The 25,256-nt window shown below is 75.0% G+C and carries 25 protein-coding genes and 1 riboswitch; of the genes, 14 read left to right on the forward strand and 11 right to left on the reverse strand.

What is annotated here, in order from left to right; translation table 11 throughout:
- On the reverse strand, positions 1-1,532 hold a 1,532-nt coding region (locus BM142_RS19920; RefSeq protein WP_139228963.1), incomplete at its 3' end, for an HNH endonuclease signature motif containing protein.
- Between the two features lie 126 nt (positions 1,533-1,658).
- Between BM142_RS19920 and BM142_RS19925 the strand changes: the two genes are divergently transcribed.
- On the forward strand, positions 1,659-1,955 hold the full coding sequence (locus BM142_RS19925; protein WP_092202532.1) for a hypothetical protein: 297 nt from the start codon (positions 1,659-1,661) through the stop codon (positions 1,953-1,955).
- A gap of 14 nt (positions 1,956-1,969) precedes the next feature.
- Here BM142_RS19925 and BM142_RS19930 read toward each other — a convergent pair whose 3' ends face one another.
- From BM142_RS19930 to thiM, 7 genes are all read right to left on the reverse strand, one after another.
- Positions 1,970-2,575: a class I SAM-dependent methyltransferase gene (locus BM142_RS19930; RefSeq protein ID WP_217640815.1), complete on the reverse strand. Its 606-nt coding sequence runs from the start codon at positions 2,573-2,575 to the stop codon at positions 1,970-1,972.
- Between the two features lie 9 nt (positions 2,576-2,584).
- Positions 2,585-4,135: an FAD-binding oxidoreductase gene (locus BM142_RS19935; RefSeq protein ID WP_092202536.1), complete on the reverse strand. Its 1,551-nt coding sequence runs from the start codon at positions 4,133-4,135 to the stop codon at positions 2,585-2,587.
- Positions 4,132-5,508, reverse strand: a complete 1,377-nt coding sequence (locus tag BM142_RS19940) for a DNA polymerase IV (protein WP_092202538.1) — start codon at positions 5,506-5,508, stop codon at positions 4,132-4,134. Before BM142_RS19940 ends, BM142_RS19935 begins: the two co-directional genes overlap by 4 nt.
- 34 nt (positions 5,509-5,542) lie before the next feature.
- On the reverse strand, positions 5,543-6,220 hold the full coding sequence (locus tag BM142_RS19945) for a TenA family protein (RefSeq protein ID WP_092202540.1): 678 nt from the start codon (positions 6,218-6,220) through the stop codon (positions 5,543-5,545).
- Complete coding sequence (gene thiD, locus BM142_RS19950) at positions 6,217-7,008, reverse strand: bifunctional hydroxymethylpyrimidine kinase/phosphomethylpyrimidine kinase (RefSeq protein ID WP_305764374.1); 792 nt, start codon at positions 7,006-7,008, stop codon at positions 6,217-6,219. The genes BM142_RS19945 and thiD overlap by 4 nt, the downstream gene beginning before the upstream one ends.
- 29 nt (positions 7,009-7,037) lie before the next feature.
- Positions 7,038-7,700, reverse strand: coding sequence for a thiamine phosphate synthase (gene thiE, locus BM142_RS19955; RefSeq protein ID WP_092202544.1), 663 nt, complete (start codon positions 7,698-7,700; stop codon positions 7,038-7,040).
- Positions 7,697-8,494 carry a hydroxyethylthiazole kinase gene (gene thiM / locus BM142_RS19960; protein WP_092202625.1) on the reverse strand — a complete coding sequence of 266 codons (798 nt, stop codon included), beginning with the start codon at positions 8,492-8,494 and terminating at the stop codon, positions 7,697-7,699. The genes thiE and thiM overlap by 4 nt, the downstream gene beginning before the upstream one ends.
- Positions 8,488-8,581: riboswitch (TPP riboswitch) on the reverse strand. It overlaps the preceding gene by 7 nt.
- A gap of 117 nt (positions 8,582-8,698) precedes the next feature.
- Between thiM and BM142_RS19965 the strand changes: the two genes are divergently transcribed.
- From BM142_RS19965 to BM142_RS19990, 6 genes are all read left to right on the forward strand, one after another.
- Positions 8,699-9,247 carry an NfeD family protein gene (locus BM142_RS19965; protein WP_092202546.1) on the forward strand — a complete coding sequence of 183 codons (549 nt, stop codon included), beginning with the start codon at positions 8,699-8,701 and terminating at the stop codon, positions 9,245-9,247.
- The gene (locus BM142_RS19970; protein WP_092202548.1) at positions 9,244-10,779 is read left to right on the forward strand and encodes a flotillin family protein; all 1,536 of its coding nucleotides are present in this window, start codon (positions 9,244-9,246) and stop codon (positions 10,777-10,779) included. The genes BM142_RS19965 and BM142_RS19970 overlap by 4 nt, the downstream gene beginning before the upstream one ends.
- Before the next feature lie 8 nt (positions 10,780-10,787).
- Positions 10,788-11,330, forward strand: coding sequence for a DinB family protein (locus tag BM142_RS19975; protein ID WP_092202550.1), 543 nt, complete (start codon positions 10,788-10,790; stop codon positions 11,328-11,330).
- 48 nt (positions 11,331-11,378) lie between these two features.
- Entirely contained in the window at positions 11,379-11,996 is a 618-nt protein-coding gene (locus BM142_RS19980) for a maleylpyruvate isomerase family mycothiol-dependent enzyme (protein WP_092202552.1), read from the forward strand.
- A gap of 46 nt (positions 11,997-12,042) precedes the next feature.
- The gene (locus tag BM142_RS19985) at positions 12,043-12,297 is read left to right on the forward strand and encodes a hypothetical protein (protein WP_092202554.1); all 255 of its coding nucleotides are present in this window, start codon (positions 12,043-12,045) and stop codon (positions 12,295-12,297) included.
- Between the two features lie 110 nt (positions 12,298-12,407).
- On the forward strand, positions 12,408-13,349 hold the full coding sequence (locus BM142_RS19990) for a DUF5996 family protein (protein ID WP_254791094.1): 942 nt from the start codon (positions 12,408-12,410) through the stop codon (positions 13,347-13,349).
- Here BM142_RS19990 and BM142_RS19995 read toward each other — a convergent pair.
- Positions 13,336-15,105, reverse strand: coding sequence for a DEAD/DEAH box helicase (locus tag BM142_RS19995; protein ID WP_092202558.1), 1,770 nt, complete (start codon positions 15,103-15,105; stop codon positions 13,336-13,338). The two genes, BM142_RS19990 and BM142_RS19995, sit on opposite strands and share 14 nt — an antisense overlap.
- Positions 15,106-15,171: 66 nt before the next feature.
- On the opposite strand from BM142_RS19995, the gene BM142_RS20000 reads away from it, so the two are divergent.
- Together BM142_RS20000 and BM142_RS20005 are read left to right on the forward strand one after the other, a co-directional pair.
- Positions 15,172-16,038, forward strand: a complete 867-nt coding sequence (locus tag BM142_RS20000) for an alpha/beta fold hydrolase (RefSeq protein WP_254791095.1) — start codon at positions 15,172-15,174, stop codon at positions 16,036-16,038.
- Positions 16,035-16,370: a YnfA family protein gene (locus BM142_RS20005; protein WP_092202560.1), complete on the forward strand. Its 336-nt coding sequence runs from the start codon at positions 16,035-16,037 to the stop codon at positions 16,368-16,370. The genes BM142_RS20000 and BM142_RS20005 overlap by 4 nt, the downstream gene beginning before the upstream one ends.
- A 308-nt stretch (positions 16,371-16,678) precedes the next feature.
- On the opposite strand, the gene BM142_RS20010 is transcribed toward BM142_RS20005, so the two are convergent.
- Entirely contained in the window at positions 16,679-17,893 is a 1,215-nt protein-coding gene (locus BM142_RS20010; RefSeq protein ID WP_175527381.1) for an HNH endonuclease signature motif containing protein, read from the reverse strand.
- Positions 17,894-18,354: 461 nt separating this feature from the next.
- On the opposite strand from BM142_RS20010, the gene pgm reads away from it, so the two are divergent.
- From pgm to BM142_RS24730, 5 genes are all read left to right on the forward strand, one after another.
- Positions 18,355-19,989, forward strand: coding sequence for a phosphoglucomutase (alpha-D-glucose-1,6-bisphosphate-dependent) (pgm, locus tag BM142_RS20015; protein ID WP_092202564.1), 1,635 nt, complete (start codon positions 18,355-18,357; stop codon positions 19,987-19,989).
- Position 19,990: 1 nt separating this feature from the next.
- Complete coding sequence (locus BM142_RS20020) at positions 19,991-20,332, forward strand: hypothetical protein (protein ID WP_092202566.1); 342 nt, start codon at positions 19,991-19,993, stop codon at positions 20,330-20,332.
- 112 nt (positions 20,333-20,444) lie between these two features.
- A complete protein-coding gene (locus tag BM142_RS20025; protein ID WP_175527382.1) occupies positions 20,445-21,068 on the forward strand; it encodes a TetR/AcrR family transcriptional regulator in 624 nt (207 codons plus the stop codon).
- Between the two features lie 28 nt (positions 21,069-21,096).
- Positions 21,097-23,346, forward strand: coding sequence for an MMPL family transporter (locus BM142_RS20030; RefSeq protein ID WP_092202570.1), 2,250 nt, complete (start codon positions 21,097-21,099; stop codon positions 23,344-23,346).
- A gap of 227 nt (positions 23,347-23,573) precedes the next feature.
- Positions 23,574-24,290, forward strand: coding sequence for a hypothetical protein (locus BM142_RS24730; protein WP_175527383.1), 717 nt, complete (start codon positions 23,574-23,576; stop codon positions 24,288-24,290).
- 19 nt (positions 24,291-24,309) lie between these two features.
- Here the strand turns inward: BM142_RS24730 and BM142_RS20040 are convergent, their stop codons facing one another.
- Positions 24,310-25,209 carry a sensor domain-containing diguanylate cyclase gene (locus BM142_RS20040; protein WP_175527384.1) on the reverse strand — a complete coding sequence of 300 codons (900 nt, stop codon included), beginning with the start codon at positions 25,207-25,209 and terminating at the stop codon, positions 24,310-24,312.
- Between the last annotated feature and the right edge of the window lie 47 nt (positions 25,210-25,256).

The following is a 25,256-nucleotide window of genomic DNA, read 5'->3' on the forward strand; positions in this document are numbered from 1 at the left end:
TCGTCGGGGTGGTCGTCCGGTGGTGGGTCGGGGTCCGGCTGTGGGGGTGGGCGGAGGCCGGGTGGTCGGGTGGTGCGGGTGATGCCGGACGGGCTGGTCACGTGCAGGGTGCCGTCGGGGTCCATGCGGAAGGTCCAGCCGCGGGCGAAGGTCTTGAGCCGGTGGTGGGAGCGGCACAGGCAGCAGAGATTGGTGCAGGTGGTGGCTCCGCCGTCGGCGTGCGGGATGACGTGGTCGTGGTCGGCCCAGCCGGCGCGTTGCCCGCAGTTGGGGGTGCGGCAGCGTCGGTCGCGGGTGCTGGTGAACCGGTGCTGGGCGGCGGTGGGTTCGTAGGCGTCGGTGGCCGGTGGCATGCCCAGCACCGGGCAGCCGCACCCCGCCGCGGAATCGCCAACGGAATCGCCCGTGGCGTCGCGGCCGGTGGCGGGGTCGCCGTCGGTGGGGCCGTGGGGGTGCTGGGGGCAGCCCCGTCGGGCCAGGCGGGCGAGCTCGGCGCCGGTGGCGGTGGCCAGCAGCCGGCCGTCGGCGTCGGTGAGGGCGAAGGTCAGCCTCCCGCCCTCGGGAGCCGGCAGGCCCAGGGCGCCCACCCGGGTGAGCAGGTCGCGCAGATGGGCGGCGGTGAGGCCGAACCCGTTGACCTCCCCGCCCCGGGCCGAGGCGCCCTCCAGGCCGTCGAGGGCGGCGGTGACGGCGAGGTTCACCGTCACCCCGGGCAGCCCGCAATCGGCCGGCCGGAGGATGAGCATCCCCATGATCGCGGCCCGGATCGCCCCGATCGGGCGCGGGTCCCCGTCGGCCTTGGCCATCGCGGCCAGCTGGTCGATCACGTCGTAGCAGGCCGCCGCCTCCTCCGCCGTCATGTCCGCGGCCAGGGTCGCCATGCCATCGGCGGCCTCGCGGCAGCGCACGTCGGCGGCGGCCTTGGCCTCCTCGTGCCGCTGCCCGATCGCCTCGGCGTCGAGCTCGGCCAGCAGTTCCAGCGCCCGGGCCCGCAGCCGGGCCGGCGACAGATCCCGCGCCTCGCCCAGCAGCCCGGCCTCCACGGCCCGGGCCAGCTCGGGGGCGGCGTGCTGCAGGGCGTCGGCCAGCACGCCGGCGCGGCGCTCGTCGAGCTCGCCGCGGCGCAGCGCGGCGAACGTGGCCGGCAGCCCCTGCTGCCACACGAAGGCGCGGCGGGCCCGGAAGGCCGCCGTGCCCCGCCCCAGGTTCAGGGCGTGGGCCAGCTCGTCGGGAAAGAACTCGCTCACCCCGGCGAACTCCGGGGCGGTGCGCCGCCAGGTGCGGCTGCGCCCACCCCGGGACCCGGCCGGCGGGTCGTCGACGTCGGGGCGCAGCGCGGCCAGCCGCAGGATCAGCTCGGCCTCCCGGGCGGTCTCCCGCGCCCGGTTGCGCTCGATCCGGCCCAGCTCGGCAGCCACCTGCGCGTCATCCAGGGCCGAGACCGGCAATACCGGGGTCGGCTCCGAGCAGGTGCCCAGCCAGTCGGCCAACCGCGCCTCCACCCGGGAGGGAGCCTGCGCCGTCGACTGCATGAACCGAACATACGTACGACCACCGACAGTTTTCGCAGCTCAGCGGCGGTGCCGACGCGATCCGGTGCCTGGCGCCACCCCGAGCAGTCCGACGGCTCTCGGGCCGCCCCGCCTTACGGTGAAGGTGTGACGAGGGGCTACGAGCCGGGAGAGCCGACCGCTCGCGACCTCGAGGTCCTGGGACTGCTCCAGGGCCGGGACGGCTTGCCCGCGGACGTCGAGCTCAGCGACGGCCGCCGCTGCAAGGTCTGGAACGTCGCCTGGGGCTACGACGCCGGTGAGTGCTGGGCCCACATCACGACGAACATCAGCCCCGACGTGAACGGGGAGGAGATCGACTTCTTCCTCGCGAACGAGGTCGACGTCATCCGGGTGCCGGAGTCCGGAGAGATCCTTCTGGGTCCTGTCCCACCCTCGTCGTAAGGGGGGCAGGCCGCTCAGCCGTGGCGGAGGACGGCCACCAGGAAGTCGGAGCCGGGCGCGAACGGGCGCAGATCCCAGGTGGAGAGCAGCAGGTCCGGCTCCCAGCCGGCCGTCCGGGCATCGGCGAGGAACTCGTCGAACTCGTAGCCGCGGCCGGCACCGAATCCGATGGCGGCCCGGCCCGCCGGCCGCAGGTGGGCCCGCAGCCGCTCCAGCACGGCACCACGGGTGGACGGCGCCAGGAAGGTCATGACGTTCCCGGCGCTCACGATCGCGTCGAACGGGTCGGCGATCCCCCGGGCGGGCAGGTCCAGCTCGGCGAGGTCGCCGACCAGCCACCGTCCGCCGGGGTGGGTCCGCTCCGCCTCGGCGATCAGCGCCGGGTCGCCGTCCACCCCGACGACCTCGTGACCGGCGTCGACGAGGAAGCCCGAGACCCGCCCCGTTCCGCACCCCGCGTCGAGCACCCGGGAGCCGCGCGACAGCATCGCGTCCATCAGCCGGGCCTCGCCGGCCAGGTCCATCCCCTGCGCGGCGAGATCCTTGAATCGCTGGATGTAGGCGATCGAGTGCTCCGGGTTCTCCTGGATCATCCGCGTCCACATGCTCGGCTCGGTCACGGTCCCGTTCTACACGGCATCGACGAGCACGCCGGGGTTGAGGATCCCTGCCGGGTCCAGCGCCGCCTTCGCGGCCCGCAGAGCGAGGGCGAACGGCTCGGGGCGCTGCCGGTCGTACCCGGGCCGGTGGTCCCGGCCGACGGCGTGGTGGTGGGTGACCGTCGCGCCCAGCCGACCGAGCAGCTCCGTCGCCGCCGTCTTCACGTCGTCCCACATGGCCACCTCCGAGCCCGGCCGGCCGGCGGCGATCACCGTGAAGTACGGCGCCGCACCGTCGGGGTACACGTGGGTGAACCGGCAGTTGACCAGGCCCGGCGCGCCGGTCACCTCGCGGACGGCGGCCCCCACCTCGGCCTGCACCGTCCCGTACAGCTCCGCGACGCGGTCCCACGTGCACGCCGTCTCGAACGTCTCCACGATCGCGCTCATCCGGGCCAGACCGTCCCGGACGTAGGGCATCCGCAGGAACGACGACCGCCAGGCCCCGGCCGCGGAGTCCTCCGCCGCGGCGACCACGCCGCCGTGGTCCCGGGCCAGCCCGGTCAGCTCCGCCAGCCGGCCCTCGACCGGCAACCCCGCCGACTCCACGCCGAGCACCAGCACGCACTCCCCCGCTGTCGACGCCCCGGACAGCGCCGCCTCCCCGGGGTCCAGCAGCCGGCAGTTGGCCGGATGGACGCCTGCTTGGGCGATGGCACGGACGGCGGCCGTGGCCTCGACCATGGAGGCGAACGTCGCCGACGTCGAGGCCCGGAACCGTGGCCGGTCCTGCAGCCGCATCCACGCCTCGGTGATCACGCCCAGCGTGCCCTCCGAGCCGAGGAAGAGCCGGTCCGGTGAGGGACCGGCTCCCGAGCCCGGCAGCCGCCACGACTCGCTGACGCCGGCCGGCGTCACGACGCGCAGCGACTCCACCAGGTCGTCGATGTGCGTGTGCAGCGTGGCGTAGTGACCGCCGGCACGGGTGGCCAGCCAGCCGCCGAGCGTGGAGAACTCGAAGCTCTGCGGGAAGTGCCGCAGCGTCAGGCCGTGCGGGCGCAGCTGCTCCTCGAGCACCGGGCCCAGGGCGCCGCCCTGGATGCGGGCCGCCCGGCTGACCGCGTCCACCTCCAGCACCCGGTCCAGCCGGGTGAGGTCCAGCGACAGCCAGGGCCGGTCGCCCCGGTACTCGACGCCGCCGACCACCGAGCTGCCCCCGCCGAAGGGGACGACCACCACGCCGGCCGACCCCGCCCAGTCCAGCAGCCGGACGACGTCGTCCTCCGTCGACGGGTGCGCCACCGCGTCGGGAGCCCCCGCCAGGTCGCCCGACAGCGCCCGGACGACGTCCCGGTAGGCCTTGCCGTAGGTGTGCGCCGCGCGGACGGCCGGCTCCGTCGTCACCGGAAGGGCGGCCGGTGCGGCGAGCCGGGACGGCGGGAGGGCCAGGTCCCCGACGCGCGGCACGCTGCGGGGGCGGTCCGGCAGCCCGGGGACGAGCCGGGCGAGCTGCACGCACTCGTCGTCCGGCAGGGCCCGGTCGGTGGTGCCCCACCCCCACCAGGAGCGTTCGGCGGTCATCGGTCCTCCTGCAGGGGACCGCCACCCGCTTGCGACCAGTCGGGCGGGTCCGCCGGCGTCAGCAGCGGGTCGTCGGCTGCCAGTGTGCGCACCGGCCCCGGCGCCGTCCGCGGGCCCTCGAACCGGACCGTCACCCGGCCGAGCCCCCGCCCCCACACCCAGCCGGCGCCCAGCTCCTCGTGCCGGACGTCCTGCCCGGGCCACCAGCGCCGTTCCACCGGGAGCTCGACCTCGGGGACGGCCTCCGGCGCCTCCTCGGCGGTGGCCTCGGGCGCCGGGTCGGCCTCCCCGAGGAGGTCCTCGGCGAACAGGTCGCCCTGGGCGTAGACCGACAGCCCGGACACCCCGACGCCGAGCAGCCGCAGCCCGCCCTGGGTGCCGGCCTCGACGAGGAGCCGACGGGCGGTGGTGGCGATGGTGCGGCTGTCGTCGGTCGAGTGCGGCAGCGTCTGCGAGCGGGTCAGCGTGGTGAAGTCGTACCGGCGCAGCTTCAGCGTCACCGTCCGGCCGGAGAACGCCGATGCCTGCAGCCGCTTGGCCACCCGGGCGGCCATCGAGTCGATCTCCCGCCCGAGAACGTCCAGATCGGTGAGGTCGCGCTCGAAGGTCTCCTCGTGCGACACCGACTTCACGCCGCGGTCGGGGACCACCGCCCGGTCGTCCTCGGCCCGCGCCAGCGCGAACAGCCCCGCGCCGTGCGCCCGCCCGGCCAGCGCGACCAGGTCGGGCAGCGACTTGGCGGCCAGGTCGCCGACGGTCTTCACCCCGATCTGGTGCAGCCGCTCCGCCGTCGCCGGCCCCACGCCGCCCAGCCGGGTCACCGGCAGCGGGTGCAGCACCTCCAGTTCCCGCCCCGGGGGGACGACGACCAGCCCGTCCGGCTTCTGCAGGTCCGAGCCGATCTTCGCCATGAGCTTCGAGGTGCCGATGCCGACCGAGCCGGTCACTCCCCCGGTGGCCGCGGCGATCCGCTCCTTGAGCCGCCGGCCGATCTCCGTCACGCCCTCGACCGAGAGGTCGTGGCCCTCGTCGGCGGCGAGGTCGACGTAGGCCTCGTCGAGCGATGCCGGCTCGACCAGCGGGGACAGCTCGCGCAGGAGGGACATGACGACGTCGGAGGTCGCGCGGTAGGCGGCGAACCGGCCACCCAGGAAGGCCGTCCCCGACGGGCAGCGCCGCCGCGCCTCCGCGGTGGACATGGCCGAGCGGGCGCCGAACGCGCGCGCCTCGTAGGACGCCGTCGCGACGACGCCGCGCCCGCCGACGCCACCGACGACGACCGGCCGGCCCCGCAGCGAGGGCTTGTCCCGCTGCTCGACCGCGGCGAAGAAGGCGTCGAGGTCGAGGTGCAGCACGCTCGCCTCCCGCCTCACACCGCCATTGTCGGTGCCGGGTCGGACACCGCGGTCACAGCGGGTGCGACCACGCCTCGCGGGCGTGCGCCGCCCGCCAGAACTCCAGCTCGTAGCGGGTGGCGAGGGCGAAGGCCCGCTGCATCGCCGGCTCGTCGGCCGGGGCCGCCTCGGCGGCCGCGTCGGTCAGCTCGCGCGCCCGGCGGGCGGACTCCTGGAACTCCGGGGCGTCGTAGGCGGCCACCCAGCGGCGGAACGGGTGCTCCGGGGCGGCCCGGGCGGCCCGGGCCAGCCGGGCGCCCACGTCGGCGTACACCCAGAAGCACGGCAGCACGGCCGCCGTCGCCACTCCGTACGGCGCGGTGGCCGCGGTCGCGACCAGGAAGGACGTGTAGGCCAGGCAGGTCGGGGACGCCGTGGCGGACCGGCCGTTCCCGCCGGCGGCCAGCAGCTCCGCGCCCAGCAGGTCGGCGTGCAGCTGCCGCTCCACGACGCCGCAGCCGTGGGCGGAGGAGGCCCAGAAGGCGGCGGCCTCCGCGTCGGGTGCGCGCGCGGCGAGCAGCGCCAGCGACCGGGCGTACTCGCCCAGGTAGAGGGCGTCCTGCTCGAGGTAGTGGCGGAACACCGCCGGGTCGAGGCTGCCGTCCCCGAGCTCGCCGAGGAAGGCCAGCTGCTCGATCGCCGTCCGCAGCCCCGCTGTGGCCGCCCAGGCCCGGTCGCTGAACCCGCTCATGCCGGCCAGATCCCGGCGAAGTGGTGCACCGGTCCGGAGCCCGAGCCGATGGACAGCTCCGCACCCCCGGCCAGCGCCCGCTGGAGGTAGTCGCGGGCGCCCTCGACCAGCCGCGGCCAGTCGGCCGGCCCGTCGTCCCGGGTGGCGAGCGCGGCCAGCGCCGACGACAGCGTGCAGCCGGTGCCGTGCGTCGCGGTCGTGGCCAGCCGCGGCCGCCGGGTGACCGTCGCACCTGCGGCCGTGACCAGCACGTCCACGCTCTCCGTCCCGCCGAGGTGCCCGCCCTTGACCAGGGCGGCACCCGCGCCCAGGGCACGGACGGCGTGCGCCTGGTCCACCAGCTCGTCGACCGTCGTCGCCGGCGCGGTGTCCAGCAGGACGGCGGCCTCCGGCACGTTGGGCGTGACCAGGTCGCAGAGCGGCAGCAGCCGGCTGCGGACCGCGGCGACGGCGTCGTCGTCGATCAGCCGGTCGCCGCTGGTGGCCACCATGACCGGATCGCCGACCACCGGGCCGGCCGACCGGTCGGCCAGGACGTCGGCGACCGCGTGCACCACCGCGGCAGAGCCGAGCATGCCGAGCTTGGTGGCGTGCACGGTCACGTCGTCCAGCAGGGTGTGCAGCTGGAGGATCACGAAGTCGGCCGGAACCGGGTGGACGCCGGTCACGCCGCGGGTGTTCTGCGCGGTCAGCGCGGTGAGGACGGCGGTGCCGTAGACGCCGAGGGCGCTGAACGTCTTCAGGTCGGCCTGGACGCCCGCCCCGCCGCTCGGGTCGCTGCCGGCCACGCTGAGCGCGGTCGGGGTGCGGCCGGGCCTCACCGGGCGCCGGCCCGGTCGAACGCGGCGCGCAGCCGGCGGGCGGCGGCCTCGGGATCGGCGGCCGTGCAGATCTCCGACACCACGCAGATCCCGTCCACGCCGGTCGCGGCCACGGCGGCCGCGCGACCGGAGTCGATGCCGCCGATGGCCACCGCCCGCAGCCCGCCCGCCCGTGCCCGCGCGGCAAGCTCCCGGACCCCGTCCAGCCCCAGGCCGGGCCCGGCGTCCGGTTTCGTCGGGGTGGCCCAGACCGGGCTCAGGCCCACGACGTCCACCGTCCCGGCGGGCAGCCGGAGCGCGGCCGCCAGGTGCTCGACGCTCTCCACCGACAGGCCCAGCAGCGCGTCGGCGCCCAGCAGGCGCCGCACCTCGGCCGCCGGCAGGTCGTCCTGGCCGACGTGCACCCCGTCGGCGCCGGCGATCAGCGCCACGTCCACGGCGTCGTTCACGACCACCGGGACGTCGGGCCGGTGGGCGACCGCCGCCTGCACCGCCCGGGTCAGCGCCAGCAGGTCGCGGCGGGAGGCGTCCTTGTCGCGCACCTGCACCGCGGTCGCCCCGCCGGCCACCGCGGCCCGGACGACGTCGGCGACCGGTCGCGGCCGGGACAGCGCCGTGTCGGTGACCAGGTAGAGCGACAGGTCCGGCGCCGGCCTCATCCGGTCTCCCGCACCTGCGCTCCGGCCAGGGCCGCGCCGTCGACGGCGTCCAGCGCGTCCAGCCAGGCGGCGGCGAAGGTGCCGGGACCGGAGGCGAGGGCGGCCGCCCGCTCGGCGGCGAGCGCCACGTGCGCGTGCGCGGCGACGGTGCCGGTCAGCGGGTCGTCGGTCACCGCGAGGTAGGCGGCCACCAGGGCCCCCAGTGCGCAGCCGGCCCCGGTCGTCCGGGTCAGCAGCACGTGCCCGCCGTGCACCCGGACGACCCGACGCCCGTCGGTGACCAGGTCCACCTCGCCGCTGACCGCGACCACCCCGCCGGTGCGTGCCGCCAGGTCGGCGGCGGCGCCGGCCGCGTCGTCGGCGCCGGCGGTGCTGTCCACGCCGCGGCCCCCGGCCCCGGCGCCGGCCAGCGCCATCACCTCCGACGCGTTGCCGCGGACGACCGTCGGGCGCAGGCCGGCCAGCTCCGCGGCCAGGTCCGTGCGGTAGGCCAGCCCCCCGACGGCCACCGGGTCGAGCACCCAGGGCGTGCCGGCGGCGCCGGCCGACCGGGCGGCCAGGCGCATGGCCTCGGCGGTTCGCTCGTGCACCGTGCCCACGTTGACCAGCACCGCGGAGGCGACCGCCGCGAAGTCACCGGCCTCCTGGGGGGCGTCGACCATGGCCGGGGCGGCGCCGGCGGCCAGCAGGGCGTTGGCGGTGATGGTCTGCACCACGGTGTTGGTCAGGCAGTGCACCAGGGGTGCGTTCGCGCTCAGTGCCTCGCGGGCAGCGCGCAGATCCACGGCTGTCATGCCGGTGACATCCCTTCGCCAGTACGAACTGGAGCAGGTTCGGCGGGTGTGTTCTCAGTCCCGGGCGGGACACCCCGTGCCACGTACACCCCGAACCTAACAGCGCTGGTCCGGCCCCGGTTCACCCGTCTGTGGATTTCCTTGCCCGCCTCGTGCCGCAACTGACAGGCTGCGGCTCCGCGATCGACGAGGAGGGCGCAGGCAGTGGCAGCGGTCTTCCTCGCCATCGGTGCCCTCGGTCTGCTCGTCCTCCTGGTCTCGCTGTTCGTCGGGGAGCTCGGCGACCTCGGCATCGGTGACGTCGACACCGACGGACCGTTCTCCGTGCCGGCCGTCGCGGCGCTGCTCGGCGGCATCGGGTTCGGCGGCGCGGCCGCCACCAGCCTGCTGCCCGAGACGCTGCCGGACGGCGTGGAGGCGCTGCTCGCCCTCGCCGTGGGGCTCGCCGTCGCCGTCCCCCTGGCGTGGGGAGCCGTCCGGCTCTCCCGCGCGCTGAAGGACATGCCGACTTCCCCGACGCTGACCCGCCACCACCTCGTCGGTGCGCAGGGCGTGGTCGTCTCGGCGGTGCCGAGCCCCGGCTTCGGCGAGGTGCGGCTGACGCTCGCCGGCCAGCAGCTCAAGTTCTCCGCGCGCAGCGATGCGCCGCTGCCCGCCGGGACGCCGGTCTACGTCGTCGACACCCTCAGCGAGACCGCGGTCGAGGTCGTCTCGACCGCCCCCCAGAACCTGCCCGGAGGCGAATCCCCGTGACGCTGCTCTACGCCATCGGTGGCATCGCCGCCCTGGTCATCCTGCTGGTCCTGCTCGTGCTCTCCCGGATCAAGGTGGCCGGGCCCAACCAGGCGTTCCTGGTCACCGGCCGCCAGGGCCGGCAGGTCACCAGCTCCTCCGGCGTGGTCTCCCGCGACTCGTCCGGCCAGAAGGTCGTGATGGGGGCGAGCGTCTTCGTGCTGCCCGTCGTCCAGAAGCTGCACACGATGGACCTCTCCAGCCGCCGGATCCCGGTCGGCATCCGGGGCGCGGTGTCCAAGCAGGGCGTGAAGTGCGACCTCGAGGGCGTCGCGATCGTCAAGGTCGGCGGCACCGAGGACTCCATCCGCGCCGCCGCCCAGCGGTTCCTCAACCAGCAGGAGGGCATCGACACCTTCACCTCGGAGGTGCTGGCCGGTGCGCTGCGGTCGATCGTCGGCCGGCTGACCATCGAGGAGATCATCCGCGACCGCGCCGCGTTCGCCTCCGCCGTCGCCGAGGAGGCCGAGTCCTCGCTCACCGGCCAGGGCCTGGTGCTCGACACCTTCCAGCTGCAGGACATCCAGGCGGAGGGCTCCTACCTCGCCGACCTGGGCCGCCCCGAGGCGGCGCGGGTGCTCAAGGAGGCCAGCATCGCCGAGGCGCGCGCCCGCCAGGCCTCCCAGCAGGAGCAGCTGCTGGCCGACGAGGCGATCGCGATCTCCCAGCGACAGCTGGCGCTCAAGCAGGCCGAGATCACCGCCGAGACCGACGCGGCGACGGCGCGGGCGGCGGCCGCCGGTCCGCTGGCGCAGGCCGCGCAGGACCAGGCGATCCTCATGGAGCAGGAGAAGGTGGCCGAGCGGACGGCAGCCCTGACCGAGCGCCAGCTCGACACCCAGGTGCGCCGTCCGGCCGACGCCGAGCGCTACAAGGTCGAGCAGGAGGCGGAAGGTCGCAAGAACTCGGCGATCCTCACCGCCGAGGCGCAGCGGCAGGCCACGATCGCCGCCGCGCAGGCCGCCGCCGAGCAGGCCAAGCTCTCCGGTGAGGGCGAGCGGGCCCGCCGGTCGGCGCTGGCCGAGGCGGAGGCGATCGAGGGCGCCAAGCGGGGTGAGGCCGAGAAGCTGCGCCGCCAGGCGATCGCCGACGCCGTCGAGCGGGAGGGCGCCGCCGAGGCGGCCGCGATCCTCGCCCGCGGGCAGGCCGAGGCCGAGGCGCTGGACGCCCGTTCGGACGCCTTCGCCAAGTACGGCGAGGCGGCGATCCTGGAGATGCTGGTCAAGGTGCTGCCCGACGTCGTGGGCGCAGCCGCCGCGCCGCTGTCGGCGGTGGAGAAGATGACCGTGATCTCCTCCGACGGCGCCGGGGCGCTCGGCAAGTCGGTCGCCGCCAACGTGGCCCAGGGGCTGCAGCTGTCCGGCGACCTCACCGGCATCGACGTCGGCGCGCTGCTGCGCCGGCTCGGCGGGGCCGGCGGCGTCGACGGGGTCACCCGGGTGCCGATCTCCTCCGACGGCGAGGGCACCTCGTCCCACGGCACCCAGGGCTGAGGCCGGCGGTGGGCGTCGTCGACGAGCACGGACGGCCCCAGCCGCCGCTGGACGGCGACGAGGCCGCCACCCTGCTCGGGTTCCTCGACCTCCAGCGCGCGACCTTGGCGTGGAAGACCGCCGGCCTGGACGCGGACGGCCTCCGGTTCTCGATCGCCCCCTCGACGGTCACGTTGGGCGGCCTGCTCAAGCACATGGCCCTCGTGGAGTCGCTGTGGTTCTCCCTCTGGCTGCACGGCCGCAGCCCCGGGCCACCGTGGGAGACGGTGGACTGGGATGCCGACCCCGACTGGGCCTGGCACTCCGCGGCCGACGACCCGCCCGAGGACCTGCGGGCCCTCTGGGACGCAGCTGTGGACCGGGCTCGCGCGGCGGTGACCGAGGCGCTGGCCGACGGTGGCCTGGCGCGAGCGGCCACCGTGCCGCCCTGGGACGACGACAGCCGGCCCACGCTGCGCTGGATCCTGGTGCACATGATCGAGGAGTACGCCCGGCACAACGGGCACGCCGACCTGATCCGGGAGTCGATCGACGGTCGGACGGGGGAGTAGCCCGCCCGCCGGCGACACGGGCGGCGATCGGCCCTAGGGTCCCGGCGCATGAACCTCATCGCGCGGGCCCGCGCCGAGCGCGAGGACCTGCTCGAGCTGGTGGAGCGGCTCACCCCGGAGCAGTGGCGGGCGCCGTCGCTGTGCGAGGGCTGGACCGTGCAGGACGTCGTCACCCACGTGCTCAGCTACGAGGAGCTGGGCCCGCGGGAGCTGGCGGCCCGCTTCGCGCGCGGGCGGTTCGGCGTCGACCGCTCGAACGCCATCGGTCTGCAGGAGACACCCCGCAGCCCCGCCGAGCTCGTCGAACTGCTCCGCGCCCATCTCACACCCACGGGCCTGACGGCAGGAATGGGCGGTGCGATCGCACTGACCGACGGACTCATCCACCAGCAGGACATCCGGCGCCCGCTGGACGAGCCGCGGACCATCCCGGCGGACCGGCTGGTCCCGGCGCTCCGGACCGCCCTCTTCTCCCCGGTGCTGTTCGGCGTGCTGCGTGTCCGCTACGTGCGGCTGGTGGCGACCGATCTGGACTGGGCCTTCGGCCGGGGCCCGGAGGTGCACGGCACCGGGGAGGCCCTGCTCATGGCCGTCGCCGGCCGGGCGGCGGTCGCGGACGAGCTCAGCGGGCCGGGCGCGGTCCGGGTGGCGCAGCGACTCGGCTGACCGGCGACGCCTTGCCGCGGCCGGCCGGCCCGCGCACTGTGGACGGATGGCGACGAACGGCACGAGCGTGGGCACGGTCGTCCGGTGGGACGGCGGCCGGGGTGAGGGTCTGGTCGAGGCGCCGGACCTCCCGGGCGACTGCTGGGTGGAGGCAGCCGTGCTCGATCCCAGCGCCGGCGGCGATCTGCGCGCGGGGCAGGTCGTGGAGGTCGAGTGGACCGACACCGGATCCGACGAGCACCCCCTCCGCGCCGATCGCGTGACGCCGCGGGACGACCTGCAGGCCACCCCCGGGGCCTGACCCGCCACGGCGGCGGGCCGGTCTGCCCTGGCCCGGCACCCGCTGCCTGCGCGGAGGGCGCGTCGAGGCCTGCACTCCGTGGACGAGCAGCAGGGAGCATGCTGGGCGGCGTGACGGCAGGCCTGCAGCCCTCGAACGAGCGATGGCCGGCGATCCCGGTGGCGGGCTGGCTGGAGACCCGGGACACCCTGCAGCTCTACACGCAGGTGATCGGGAAGGTCCGGATGGCCAACGCGGGGCTGTCCAACCACTGGTGGAACGTGCCGCTGTACCCGACGGCGCGGGGGCTGACCACGTCGCTGATGCCGCACCCGACCGGGCCGTTCTTCCAGGTGGACCTCGACTTCGTCGATCACCGGCTGGACGTCGTCACGGCCGCCGGCGGATCGGGATCCATCCCGCTCGGCCCGCGCCCCGTGGCCGAGTTCCACGACGAGGTCATGCGGCTCCTGGACGAGCTCGGCGTGGCGACGTCGATCTGGCCCGTGCCGGTCGAGATCCCCGGAGCGATCCCGTTCCCGGAGGACCGGGCGCACGCGAGCTACGACCCCGATGCCGTCCACCGCTTCTGGCTGGCCCTCCTGCAGATGTGGCGGGTGTTCACGCAGTTCCGCGACCGGTTCCTGGGCAAGAGCAGCCCGGTGCACGTCTTCTGGGGTGCCCTGGACCTCGCCACGACCCGTTTCTCCGGCCGTACCGCTCCCCCGCATCCGGGCGGGGCGCCGAACTGCGGGCCGCACGTGATGCTGGAGGCCTACTCGCACGAGGTGAGCAGCTGCGGCTACTGGCCGGGTCCGCCCGGCGAGGAGGGCGTCTTCTACAGCTACGCCTACCCGGAGCCGGCCGGCTTCCGCGACGCCACCGGTCTGCCGGACGGGGCCCGCTGGGACGACGGGCTGGGCGAGTTCGTCCTCCCCTACGAGCTGGTCCGGACTGCGCCGGACCCCGACGCGCTGCTGCTCGCCTTCCTCCAGCGCACCTACGAGGTGGCCGCGGATGCGGCCGGCTGGGATCGCGCCGCACTCGAACGGGGCGACGTCAGCCCTCGGTGAGCGCCGCCGCGGGCAGCCAGTCGGCGTCGAGCAGCTCGGCGATCTCCTGCAGCGAGGCGGTGTCGGCGCCGGCGGTCGACCCGCTGACCGCCAGCCGCTCCACCATCACCCGGGCGACCTGCTCCTCCACGGTGTCCTCGGCGAAGGCGATCCGCCACGGCGAGACCTTGCCGTCGCGGTGCGTGCGGCCGGTGACCTGCCGCGCCTGGATCCCGGAGAACCGCGGCTGGTGGAACAACCCGACCCGCGGGATGTCGGAGGCCGGCCGGCCGTCGGGGAGCAGCTCCCCGGCGTGCAGCGAGATGGAGGCGGTCACGGTGAACACGCACACCAGGGCCTCGCCCCGCTGGAAGCGCAGCCGCTCGGCCTCGGGGTCGCCCAGACCGCGACCCGATCCGTCCCTCCCTGATCCAGCACCCCCGTAGATCCCCGCGACGGGGATCCCGGCGTCGAGCAGCGCCTCGCGGATCGGGTCGGCCGCCGTCTCGACGAACTCCACCGACACCGCGACCTGGCGCTCGGCCTCCACCTGCGCGCGGATCCAGTCGACGGTGGCCTGCACCCGGATCAGCCCGGCCTTCTGCCGGAACCGCATGATCGCGGCGCGGCCCTTCGCGCTCTGCCGCGACCGGCGGGCGAGCTGCATCTCCGCCCGGAACTCCGACCACTCCGACTCGTAGGCGGCCCGCTCGGCGGGCGTGAGTGCGACGGGTGTGCCGGTCACCGACACCTGCCCCCAGGGAGCCGGGCGGTGCAGCGTGGCGGGCGGATCGGCGTCGGTGAGCCAGGACTGCAGGCGCGTCAGGTCGGTGCGCCGCTCGGCGGCGTCGTCGGACCACTGCCAGCCGTAGCGGCCACGTTCCACGTGGAACCCGTGCGCGTCGAGCCGCTTCGGGAGGTCGGCCCAGTCGCGGATCGGCTCCCCGTGCCGGACGGCGAACTCCGGCGCCAGGTAGGGCAGCTCGAGCGGGGTGTGTGCGGGCGTGGCGGTGCAGGCGAGGACGAACGGGGCGCCCTTGGCCCGTCCGGCGCCGGACACCGCCTTCCAGTGCTTCCAGCGCTGCGTCGTCGTGTGCCGGACCATGTGCGCCTCGTCGGCGACCACGACGTCGAAGGACAGCTTCGACACCTTGGCCAGCCGGTCCCACGTGGTCACGCACCAGCGCAGGCCGCCGTCGCCGAACCCGGCGATCGACCGGGTCCAGTGCGGGATGGTGATCGCCGCCGGCCGGTCGGCGACGACCAGGACGGTGCGGACCTCGCGCTGCTCGGCGATCGCCTTCACCGCGAGGATCGCCGTCCCGGTCTTGCCCACGCCCGGGTCGTCACCGAGCAGGAACACCCGGCCGCCCGCGGCCGCGTGCGCGGCGACCACCTCGGCGCCGTCGCACTGCTGCTCGCGCGGCGTCATCGGCCGGGCCAGCGGGATCGGCCGGGGCTTCTCGTTGAGCTCGTCCTCGAGGAAGCGCTCGAAGCTGTACGGCGGCGGGTCGTACGGCGCGAGCTCGGGCGGCAGCTCCGCGCCGATCCACACGTGCGCCTGCAGGCCGGCGTGCCAGACCGCTCCCGGAGCGGGGGCGCGGAAGGGCACGGCGAGCACCCACACCCGCTCGCCCGGGCCGGCCGTCGGCGTCTCGGGTGCGGGCTTCTTCGAGCGCGCGGGCGCGGTGCTGCGCCTCGCCGTCGTGGTCCGGGCGGCGGTCCGGCTCTTCGTGGTCGTGCGGCTGGTGGTGCTGCGGCGCTTCCGGCCCGGCATGGCTCTCCCCTCGTTCCCCGGCACGGTAAGCGGCGGCACCGACGGAACGTCTGGTGGAATCGCCGGGTGACGGAAGATGGCACGGCCGAGGACCTGGGGGACGACGAGCGGCTCGCCACCCGCACGATCGGCGAGTCCGGCCCGCACGTCGTCTTCGTGCACGGGCTGTTCGGCCAGGGGAAGAACTGGACGACGATCGCCAAGGGGCTGGCCGACGACCACCGGGTGACCCTGGTGGACCTGCCCAACCACGGGCACTCCCCCTGGACCGACCGGGTCGACTACCTCGACATGGCCGAGCTGCTGGCCACCGAGCTGGAGCACCTCGGGGAGCCGGTCACCCTCGTCGGCCACTCGATGGGCGGCAAGGTCGCGATGCAGCTGGCGCTGCGGCGGCCGGAGCTGCTGCGGGCCCTCGTCGTGGTGGACATCGCGCCGGTCGAGTACCCGCTGAAGGGCGGCCGCACCGACGACCCCGACGAGGAGGCCTCCCCGTTCGCCGCGTTCATCGAGGCGATGCGGGGGATGGACCTCGACGGGTTGGCGAGCCGCGCCGAGGCGGACGAGGCGCTGCGCTCCGCCGTCCCCAGCCGGATGGTGCGCAGCTTCCTGCTGCAGAGCCTCTCGCGGGAGAGCTCCGGCGACGGGCCCGACTGGCGCTGGCGGCTGAACCTCGAGCTCCTGGACCGCGACCTCGGCGAGCTGCGCGGCTTCCCCGAGCCCCCGGACGGCGCCACCTTCGACGGACCCGTGCTCTGGGTGGGCGGGGCGAACTCCACCTACGTGCTGGACGAGGACCGCCCGCACATGGACGCCCTCTTCCCCGCGACCCGCCTCGTGCGGATCAAGAACGCCGGCCACTGGGTGCACTCGGAGCAGCCGGAGGTCTTCCTGGAGACGTTGCGTCGGTTCCTGGAGCGGGTGGAGGAGTGACGGTCGTCCGGTCACTCCTGCTGTTCGCCCTGGCTGCGCTGGCCGAGATCGGCGGCGCCTGGCTGGTCTGGCAGGGCGTGCGGGAGTCCCGCGGCTGGATCTGGATCGGTGCCGGAGTGGTCGCGCTGGGTGTCTACGGGTTCGTCGCGACCCTGCAGCCCGACGCGAACTTCGGCCGCATCCTCGCCGCCTACGGCGGCGTCTTCGTCGCCGGGTCCCTGCTGTGGGGCATGGCCGTGGACGGATTCCGGCCCGACCGCTACGACGTCGTCGGCGCGCTGATCTGCCTGGTGGGCGTCGCGGTGATCATGTACTCGCCGCGCGCGGGTTGACCAGACCGAGAGTCATGAGCCCGTCACGGCACGGCTGAGCACCCGTCGCGACCGGCGGAACGACTGAGAACGGGGACGACGCGCAGGCGATTGCGGTGTCTTCCTCATCACGAGCAGCTTCTCGTCAGGCGCGTACCGAGGCAGACCGGGTCGATGTCCGCATCGACGTGATCGTCGGCGCCCGGTTGGCGCGACTGATGCCGCGGCACGGAGTCGGCGTGCAGCCAGAGCTCACGGTGACGCTGCACCAGTTGGACGAGGACTTCTTCGAGTCGTGGTGAGCCAAGGCGGCGGGAGGCGCTGCCGCGTCAGGGTCCGGCGCGGCTGAGGATCTCGGTTCCGTCCGGCCGGTAGGTGTGCCAACGGCCGGTGCCGGGATCGCGTGCGATGCCGAATCCGCCTTCGTGACACGACGTGTGGTGCCGCTCGCAGAGCAGCGCCCCGTTGTCGCAGCTCGTCGGCCCGCCGTGCGCCCAGTGCACGACATGGTGGAAATCGCACCATTCCGGCGGGGCGTCACACCCGGCGAAGACGCAGTGCTCATCGCGGATCTCGGTCGCCCGTCGGATTCCGGCGCTGGGGGCACGCTGCTCTCGACCGGTGTCGAGCGGCAGCCCGCTCGGTCCGGTGATGACGCGGGACACGCCCGCGTCGCACGCCAGGCGTCGCGCCGTCTCAGGGTTGATCGGTCCTGCCCACCCCAGTGAACCGCCGGCAGAGCCCGCGGCACCTCGCTCGGCGCAGAGTGCCATCAGGTCGATGGTCACGCGCACGTGCGGCCGCTCACCGCGAACACTGGGAAGCCCGCCCGCGTCCAAGGACCGACGGGCGAGCTCGACGAGCGCGTCACCCTGCCGCTCGGCGTGGGACCGGGCATCGCCGACCGGGCGGTCGCCGTTCATCAGCGCGCCGAGTGCGGTGCGGAGGTACTCGCCCCCGACGGCATCGAGCTCGCCGCGGAGGTGAACCCGCCCGCCGAGGCCGGAGGCCATGGTGAACCTGCGCCGCGTGTCGGCGGCGTCCTCGAGGGTGCCGTCGGGATCCACGCCGGCGACCCACTGCGCGACACCGCGGGCCGTCTCGTTCGGAGCCGTCGCCCGGGCCAGATCAGCCAGGATCGAGTCGGTCTCGTGGAGATCGATCCCCGCGTCTGCCGCCTTGGCGATCCGCCCAGGCGTCATGGCGCGGGTGATGACCCGCGCGTGAGTCGCGCTGATCGCCCCCTCGGCGAACGCCGCGGCCGTCGCGGGGAGCTGCTCCAGCCGGCGGCCGGTCGAGACCGTCGCCGTCGCCTCGGCGGGAGCCATCCGGCAGCTGCCGCGGAGCCACGCCTTCATCGAGACAGCGCCGTCGCGGCGGTAGGCCTCCCGCCGATCGGCGGCGCGCACAGCAGACGTGAGGACGGCAGTCACCCGGTTGGTCGCGGTCACGAGGCCCGAGACGAAGTCGAGCAGGGCGTCAGGGGACAGCTCGGCGAGGTCGGCCTCGGTCACGTCGTCGAGGGCGGAGAGCAGCTCGGACACCACGCCCTCCCCTCGCTCCCCATCCGGTCGACACGTCGAGCCTAGGGCAGGGGTACGACAGAAAAGTGCAGGTCGGAAGCCTGAACCGGCACTTCTGGCGGCCGGATTTGGCGGACCGCAGCCGACGCACGAGACGACACGAGGCAGCCACGCGGCGACGTCGACCAGGCCCTCAGCGTCGCGTGCGAGCCTCGACCCGAGGCGCCGGGAGCACCCCGCAGAACCCGAGGAGACGCGTGACCGAGGCCCGCCAGCCGGTCGACGAGCTGTGGAGCTACCGCAACGTCCTCCGGGACGACGGTGTCTCGACCATCGAGTCGCCCGCGGGATCGCCGACGACCTGACGGCCGCGCTCGCAGAGTTCGAGGCGGTCGCCATGGCGCTCGAAGAGGCGGGCGGCTCGGGCCGGCCCGCTGCCGGCTGACCTCGCGCGGGCGAGCCTCGCGGGTCAGGATCAGCCCATGAGCGACCCCCGCGCCGGACAGCCCGCCCAGCCCAGCGACCTGGTCGACGTCCCCGCGCTCGTCAGTGCCTACTACACCGTCGAGCCCGATCCCGCGGAGCCGGCGCAGCAGGTGGCCTTCGGCACCTCGGGGCACCGCGGCTCGAGCCTCGACGCGGCCTTCAACGAGGCGCACATCCTGGCCACCACCCAGGCCATCTGCGAGTACCGGGCCGAGCAGGGGGTCGACGGTCCGCTGTTCCTCGGCCGCGACACCCACGCGCTCTCCGAGCCGGCCTGGGCGACGGCGCTGGAGGTGCTGGCCGCCAACGACGTGACGGTGCTGGTCGACGCCGGCGAGCGGTACACGCCCACGCCGGCGGTCAGCCACGCCATCCTGGCCGCGAACCGCGGCGGGAACGGCGGCCGGGCCGACGGCATCGTCGTCACCCCGTCGCACAACCCGCCCCGGGACGGCGGCTTCAAGTACAACCCGCCGCACGGCGGCCCGGCCGACACCGATGCCACCGGCTGGATCGCCGGCCGGGCCAACGACCTGCTGCGGGCCGGGCTCAGCGGCGTCCGGCGGGTGCCCCTGGAGCAGGCCCGCCGCGCGGCCGAGGGCTACGACTTCCTCGGCCGCTACGTCGACGACCTGCCGGACGTCGTCGACCTCGACGCGATCCGGGACGCCGGCGTGCGGATCGGCGCGGACCCCCTCGGCGGGGCCAGCGTCGACTACTGGGCCGCCATCGCCGAGCGGCACCGGCTCGACCTCACGGTGGTCAACCCGCTGGTCGACCCCACCTGGCGGTTCATGACGCTGGACTGGGACGGGAAGATCCGGATGGACTGCTCCTCCCCCTCGGCGATGGCGTCCCTCGTCGGCCGCCGGGACGAGTTCCAGATCGCCACCGGCAACGACGCCGACGCCGATCGGCACGGCATCGTCACCCCGGACGCCGGCCTGATGAACCCCAACCACTTCCTGGCCGTCGCGATCGCCTACCTGCTGAGCCACCGCCCCGGCTGGCCGGCCGGGGCGGCCGTCGGCAAGACCCTGGTGTCCAGCTCGCTGATCGACCGGGTGGTGGCCGACCTCGGCCGCACCCTGGTCGAGGTCCCGGTGGGCTTCAAGTGGTTCGTGCCCGGCCTGCTCGACGGGTCGGTCGGCTTCGGGGGGGAGGAGTCGGCCGGGGCCTCGTTCCTGCGGCGGGACGGCGGGGTCTGGACGACGGACAAGGACGGCATCCTGCTGGCCCTGCTGGCCGCCGAGATCCAGGCCGTGACGGGCCGGTCCCCCTCGAAGCTGCACCGGCAGCTCACCGAGCACTTCGGCGAGTCCGCCTACGCGCGCATCGACGCACCGGCGAACCGGCAGCAGAAGGCGGCGCTCGGGAAGCTCTCCGCCGACGACGTGACCGCCACCGAGCTGGCGGGTGAGCCGATCACCGCCACGCTGACCCGGGCGCCGGGCAACGACGCCGCGATCGGCGGGCTCAAGGTGACCACGGAGAACGCCTGGTTCGCCGCCCGCCCGTCCGGGACCGAGGACGTCTACAAGATCTACGCCGAGTCCTTCCGCGGCCCCGAGCACCTCGCGCAGGTGCAGGAGGAGGCCCGGGCCGTGGTCACCGCCGCGCTGGGGGGCTGACGTGCCCTCCGGCCGCCCGGTCGGCTCCCTCGTCGCGGCGCTGCTCGTCACCGCCAGCGCCGGCTGCGGGGACGACCGGCGGACGGTCGCGCTCATCGATGCGGCGCTGGTCGAGCCCGACACGGTGCAGCTGTCGGTCGGGTCCTGCGACGGGGACCCGGAGATCAGCCGGCTCGTCGCCGGGCCACGGCAGGTCCAGGTGGAGGTGACCGCGACGGTGCGCGAGACCGGGGACCAGTGCGCCGACGCGGTGGAGCTCGTCCTGGACGAGCCCCTCGGCCAGCGGGTGCTGATCGACCTCACCTCCGGCGGGGCGGTGCCCGTCGGCGGCCCGACCGGCTAGCGGGTTCCGCCCAGCTCGGACGGTGCGCCCGCGGCGGGGGCGCTGTCCGGGCGGCGGCGGTCGATACACCCCTGTATCGGATGCATCGGTGCATCGAATACAGTCCTGCATCGTGACGGTGGAGGAGGTGACCCGCCCCAGGCGACGCCGGGCGGAGACCGTCGAGCGTCTGCTCGACGCGGCCCTGGAGACCTTCGCCGAGGTGGGCTTCGCCGCCGCGAGCGTGGAGGACATCTGCCGGCGGGGCGGGTTCACCCGGGGTGCCTTCTACTCCAGCTTCCGCACGAAGGACGAACTGTTCGGGGCGCTGTTCCTGCGCGAGACGGCACGCACCCTGGCCCTCGCCGAGCAGCAGCTGCAGGGCATCGAGCACGAGTCCGACCCGGTGACCGCCGCCGTCGGGCGCTGCCTGTCCAGCTTCCGCGCCGACCGCAGCTGGGTGCTGGTGCTCACCGAGTACCGGCTGCACGCGGCCCGCCACCCGGAGGCCGCCGCCGCGCTGCTCGAGCACTCCACCGGTGTGCTCGCCCAGCTCACCGCCCTGATCGAGGACGGCGTCGCGCGCGCCGGCCTCCGGCTCACCCTCCCCGCCGCCCGGCTGGCCAGCATGATCCTCGCGCTGCACGACGGGCTGGTGGTCGCCCAGGCCACCGACCCGGTCGGCTCCGACGACACCTCCGACCTCGAGCGGACCGCACTGCTCCTCCTGCTCCGTTCCGCCGTCCTCCCCTCCTGAGCCCCCCGATCCCGGAGACCTCTTCCCCATGGCTGCACTGCTCGCCCGGCTCGGCCGCGCGTCCTTCCGTTCCCGCGGCATCGTCTCGGCGGTGTGGCTCGTCGTCCTCGGGGCCGTCGTCGCCCTGCTGGTCGGGGTCGGGGGGAGCTTCGACGACGAGTTCACGATCCCCGGCTCGGAGTCGCAGGCGGCGCTGAACCGGCTGCACGAGCTCTCCCCCGGGGCCGCGGGCGCCGGCGCGGAGATCGTCTTCGTGGCGCCCGAGGGGTCCACGGTCGCCGACCCCGCCGTGGCCGGCGCGATCGAGCAGGTCGTCGCCGCCGCCGGGCAGGCGCCGCAGGTCGAGGGCGTGGTCAGCCCGTTCGACGCCCAGCTGATCTCCCCCGACGGCCGCGCGGCACTGGCGCAGGTCCAGTACGGCGTGGGCAACGAGCTGCTGGAGGAGGGTTCCGTCGACGCCCTGCTCGAGACCACGGAGGCCGCGGAGGACGCCGGTCTCGAGGTCGCCGTCGGCGGCAACGCGTTCACGACCACCGGTGTCACCATCGGCCCGCTGGAGTTCGTCGGCGTCGGGGTCGCCGTCCTCGTCCTCGTCCTGACCTTCGGCTCGCTGCTGGCGGCCGGGATGAACCTGCTGACCGCGGTCATCGGCATCGCGGTCGGCCTGGGCGGGCTGCTCCTCACCTCGAACCTGGTCACGCTGTCCTCGACGGCCCCCACGCTGGCGCTGATGATCGGCCTGGCGGTCGGCATCGACTACACGCTGTTCATCCTGTCCCGGCACCGCACCCAGCTGGCGGCGGGGATGGACCCCGAGGAGTCCGCCGCGCGCGCGGTCGGCACCGCCGGCTCCGCGGTGGTGTTCGCCGGTCTCACCGTGATCATCGCGCTCTCCGGGCTGGCCGTCGTCGGCATCCCGTTCCTCACCGTCATGGGCGTCGGCGCCGCCGGCACGGTCCTCGTCGCGGTCCTCGTCGCGCTCACCCTGCTGCCGGCCCTCCTCGGGTTCGCCGGGCGGCGGCTGGCCCCGAAGCCGGGTTCGCGGGCCGAGCGGCGGGAGCAGGACGACGCCCGGGAGAGCACCGGCTCGGGTGGCTCGATGGGGGCCCGGTGGACCCGGCTGGTCACTCGCCGCCCCCTCCTCACCGTCGTCGCGGTCCTGGCCGGCCTGCTCGTCCTCGCCATCCCCGCCCCGCAGCTGGAGCTGGCGCTGCCCGACAACTCCACCGCCGGGGAGGAGACCCCGCAGCGGCAGGCCTACGACCTGATCAGCGAGTACTTCGGCCCCGGCCTCAACGGGCCGCTGGTCGTGCTGGTGGAGGGCCTGGACGCGGGCGCCGGGCAGCAGGCGCTGCAGCAGATCGCGGCCGAGATCGGCGGCGTCCCCACGGGCGCGCCCGGCGAGTTCGAGGGCGGCCTGGACGGCGTCCTGTACGCGCAGCCCACCCCGCTGCCCGACGGCGGCTCCGGCATCGTGAGCGTCATCCCGGAGACGGGGCCGCAGGAGGAGGAGACGAACGTCCTCGTCGGCGACCTGCGCGACCTGGCCGCGGACCTGGAGGCCGAGACCGGCGCCGACCTGGCCGTGACCGGGCAGACCGCCGTCGCGATCGACGTCTCCGACCGGCTGGCCGACGCGCTGCTGCCGTTCGCGCTGGTCGTCGTCGGCCTGGCGCTGGTCCTGCTGTTGCTGGTCTTCCGCTCGATCCTGGTGCCGATCAAGGCCGCGGCCGGCTTCCTGCTCTCGGTGGCCGCCTCGTTCGGTGCCGTCGTGGCGGTCTTCCAGTGGGGCTGGCTGTCCGACCTGTTCGGCGTGCCCAGCACCGGCCCGGTGATCAGCTTCCTGCCGATCATGCTCATGGCCATCCTCTTCGGCCTGGCCATGGACTACGAGGTCTTCCTGGTGTCCCGGATGCGCGAGGAGTACGTGCACGGCGCCGCCCCGCGCGAGGCGGTGATCAGCGGCGCCCGGCACGCCGCCCGCGTCGTCGTGGCCGCGGCCCTGATCATGTTCTCGGTGTTCGCCAGCTTCGTGACCATCGAGGACGTCATCGTCAAGGCGATCGCCTTCGGCCTCGCCGTGGGCATCCTGATCGACGCCTTCCTCGTGCGGATGACCCTGGTCCCCGCCGTCCTCGCCCTGCTGGGCCGCTCGGCCTGGTGGCTGCCCCGCTGGCTGGACCGGGCGCTGCCGGATCTGGACGTCGAGGGTGCGCGTCTCGGGTCGTCCCCCGCGGCCGATGCGTCGTCCCGTCCGGTGGCCACGCCCGCCGGCTGAACCCCGATGCACGGAGGCCCGCTCCCCCTGTGGGAGCGGGCCTCCGTGCGTGTCCGGGCCGGTCGGTCCGGCAGCGGGCCCCAGCTCGCGGACCGATCCGCTCGTCGACGCGACCGCGGCGGTGATCAGCGCGGTGCGGAGGGAGGAGTGGTGCGGAGGCGACCCCTCCGGGTGAGTCGCACCGCGGTGTGCCGGGATCGCCACGCACGGTCGGCCAGACTGGCGGGATGACCGGGAACGGCGGAGCGCAGGACTGGGACGCCTACCCGCCGGGCGCCCAGCCGGCCGCGACGGCGGCCGCGTCGCCCCCTGGCCACGGCCCGTTCCCTGGCTACGGCCCGTTCCCTGGCTACGGCCCGTTCCCTGGCTACGGCCCGCCCCCGGGATACGGCCCGCCCCCTGGCTACGGCTCGCCCCCTGGCGGCCCGTCTGCCGGCTACGCCCCGTCTGCCGGCTACGCCCCGTCTGCCGGCTACGCCCCGTCTGCTGGTTACGGCCCGCCGCCCGGCTACGGCCCGCCGTCGTGGGCCGCCGCGCCGTGGCCGCACGGACCCGCCCGCCCGGCCGTCGCCACGGCCGCCGTCGCCCTCGGGTTCGTCACCGGGGGGCTCACCCTCCTGGTCGTCCTGGGCGTGCTCCTCTCCGTCCTCCGGGGCGACGACGACCCCTCGACCGTGCTCATGCTGCTGGGCCTCCCCTGCGCGGCCGCCGTGGTCGTCGGCGCCGCCCGCCTGCTGGGGCGGGGGTCGGCGTTCCTGCTCTTCCGGGGCGCGGTCGCATCGGTCGGCGTCCTGGTGCTGGTCGGGGCCGTCGGGCTGGCGACGCTCTACGGCGACGCGATGGTCGGCATGCTGGTGATCGTCGTGCTGGCGCTGCCGTTGCCGATCCTGACCGCGGTGTTCGCCGCCCAGCCGCGGGTGCGCGGCTGGGCGTCCGGCGGGTGAGCACCGGCGCCCCGGCCGGTCAGGTCGACCGGCGGCGGCGGGCCTTGTCGGCGTACATGGCGTCGTCGGCCTCGCGGACGACCCGCTCGTAGACCTCGCCGGGCTGCACCCCGCCGACGACCGAGCCGATGCCGATGCTCAGGCCCACCGTGACCGTCGTCCCGTCGAGCACCAGCGGCTCGGTCGCCTGCGCCCGCACGCGGTCGGCGAGCACCTGCGCGTCGGCGAGCTCGGTGTTCTCGCACACGATGCTGAACTCGTCGCCGCCCAGGCGGGCCGCGGTGTCACTGGCCCTCAGCACCGAGCGCAGCCGCTCGGCGAGGGTCACCAGCACCAGGTCGCCGATCGGGTGGCCGAGCTCGTCGTTGACGGCCTTGAACCCGTCGAGATCGATGATCAGCACGCAGGTGGGCGTGTTCTCCCGGTTGCCCCGCTCGAGCGCGTGCCAGAGCCGGTCCTGGAACAGCAGCCGGTTGGGCAGCCCGGTGAGCGGGTCGTGCAGGGAGCGGTGCACCAGCTGGGCCTCGAGCTCCTTCCGCTCGGTGATGTCCTCCACGATCATCACCAGGTGGGCGGCCTGGCCGTCCGGGCTCTCGGCGACCCACGACGCGGTGACCTGCACCGGCACGACGGTGCCGCCGGCCCCCTGCAGCCGGGTCTCGTGCCGCAGCGGGCGGACGGGGGCGGCGATCCAGGAGGCGTGCGCCGCGTGGGCGGCCGGTGCGGCGTCGGGGTGCAGCTGGTCGAGCACCGACCGGCCGGTGACCTCGTCCTCGGTGCGGCCCAGCATCGCGCAGAGGGCCGGGTTCGCGTCGACCAGCACGCCCGACGGGGTGGTCAGGGCGATGCCCATGGGGGCATTGGCGAACACGCTCCGCCGGTCCGCCGGCGGCGGCGACACATCCACCTCGATCACCATTCACCTTCTCCCCCTGCGTGCATCCTGCGTCACCGGTACCCCGTTCC

Source organism: Blastococcus tunisiensis, from assembly GCF_900112815.1.
GTDB classification, from domain to species: domain Bacteria; phylum Actinomycetota; class Actinomycetes; order Mycobacteriales; family Geodermatophilaceae; genus Blastococcus_B; species Blastococcus_B tunisiensis.

Bases quoted from the DNA above. Each gene is read 5' to 3' on its own strand.
- BM142_RS19935 (WP_092202536.1), bottom strand. From the start codon at position 4,135: ATGACCGCCGAACGCTCCTGGTGGGGGTGGGGCACCACCGACCGGGCC.
- BM142_RS19945 (WP_092202540.1), bottom strand. From the start codon at position 6,220: ATGAGCGGGTTCAGCGACCGGGCCTGGGCGGCCACAGCGGGGCTGCGG.
- thiE (WP_092202544.1), bottom strand. From the start codon at position 7,700: ATGAGGCCGGCGCCGGACCTGTCGCTCTACCTGGTCACCGACACGGCG.
- thiM (WP_092202625.1), bottom strand. From the start codon at position 8,494: ATGACAGCCGTGGATCTGCGCGCTGCCCGCGAGGCACTGAGCGCGAAC.
- BM142_RS19980 (WP_092202552.1), top strand. From the start codon at position 11,379: ATGAACCTCATCGCGCGGGCCCGCGCCGAGCGCGAGGACCTGCTCGAG.
- BM142_RS19985 (WP_092202554.1), top strand. From the start codon at position 12,043: ATGGCGACGAACGGCACGAGCGTGGGCACGGTCGTCCGGTGGGACGGC.
- BM142_RS19995 (WP_092202558.1), bottom strand. From the start codon at position 15,105: ATGCCGGGCCGGAAGCGCCGCAGCACCACCAGCCGCACGACCACGAAG.
- pgm (WP_092202564.1), top strand. From the start codon at position 18,355: ATGAGCGACCCCCGCGCCGGACAGCCCGCCCAGCCCAGCGACCTGGTC.
- BM142_RS20030 (WP_092202570.1), top strand. From the start codon at position 21,097: ATGGCTGCACTGCTCGCCCGGCTCGGCCGCGCGTCCTTCCGTTCCCGC.
- BM142_RS24730 (WP_175527383.1), top strand. From the start codon at position 23,574: ATGACCGGGAACGGCGGAGCGCAGGACTGGGACGCCTACCCGCCGGGC.
- BM142_RS20040 (WP_175527384.1), bottom strand. From the start codon at position 25,209: ATGGTGATCGAGGTGGATGTGTCGCCGCCGCCGGCGGACCGGCGGAGC.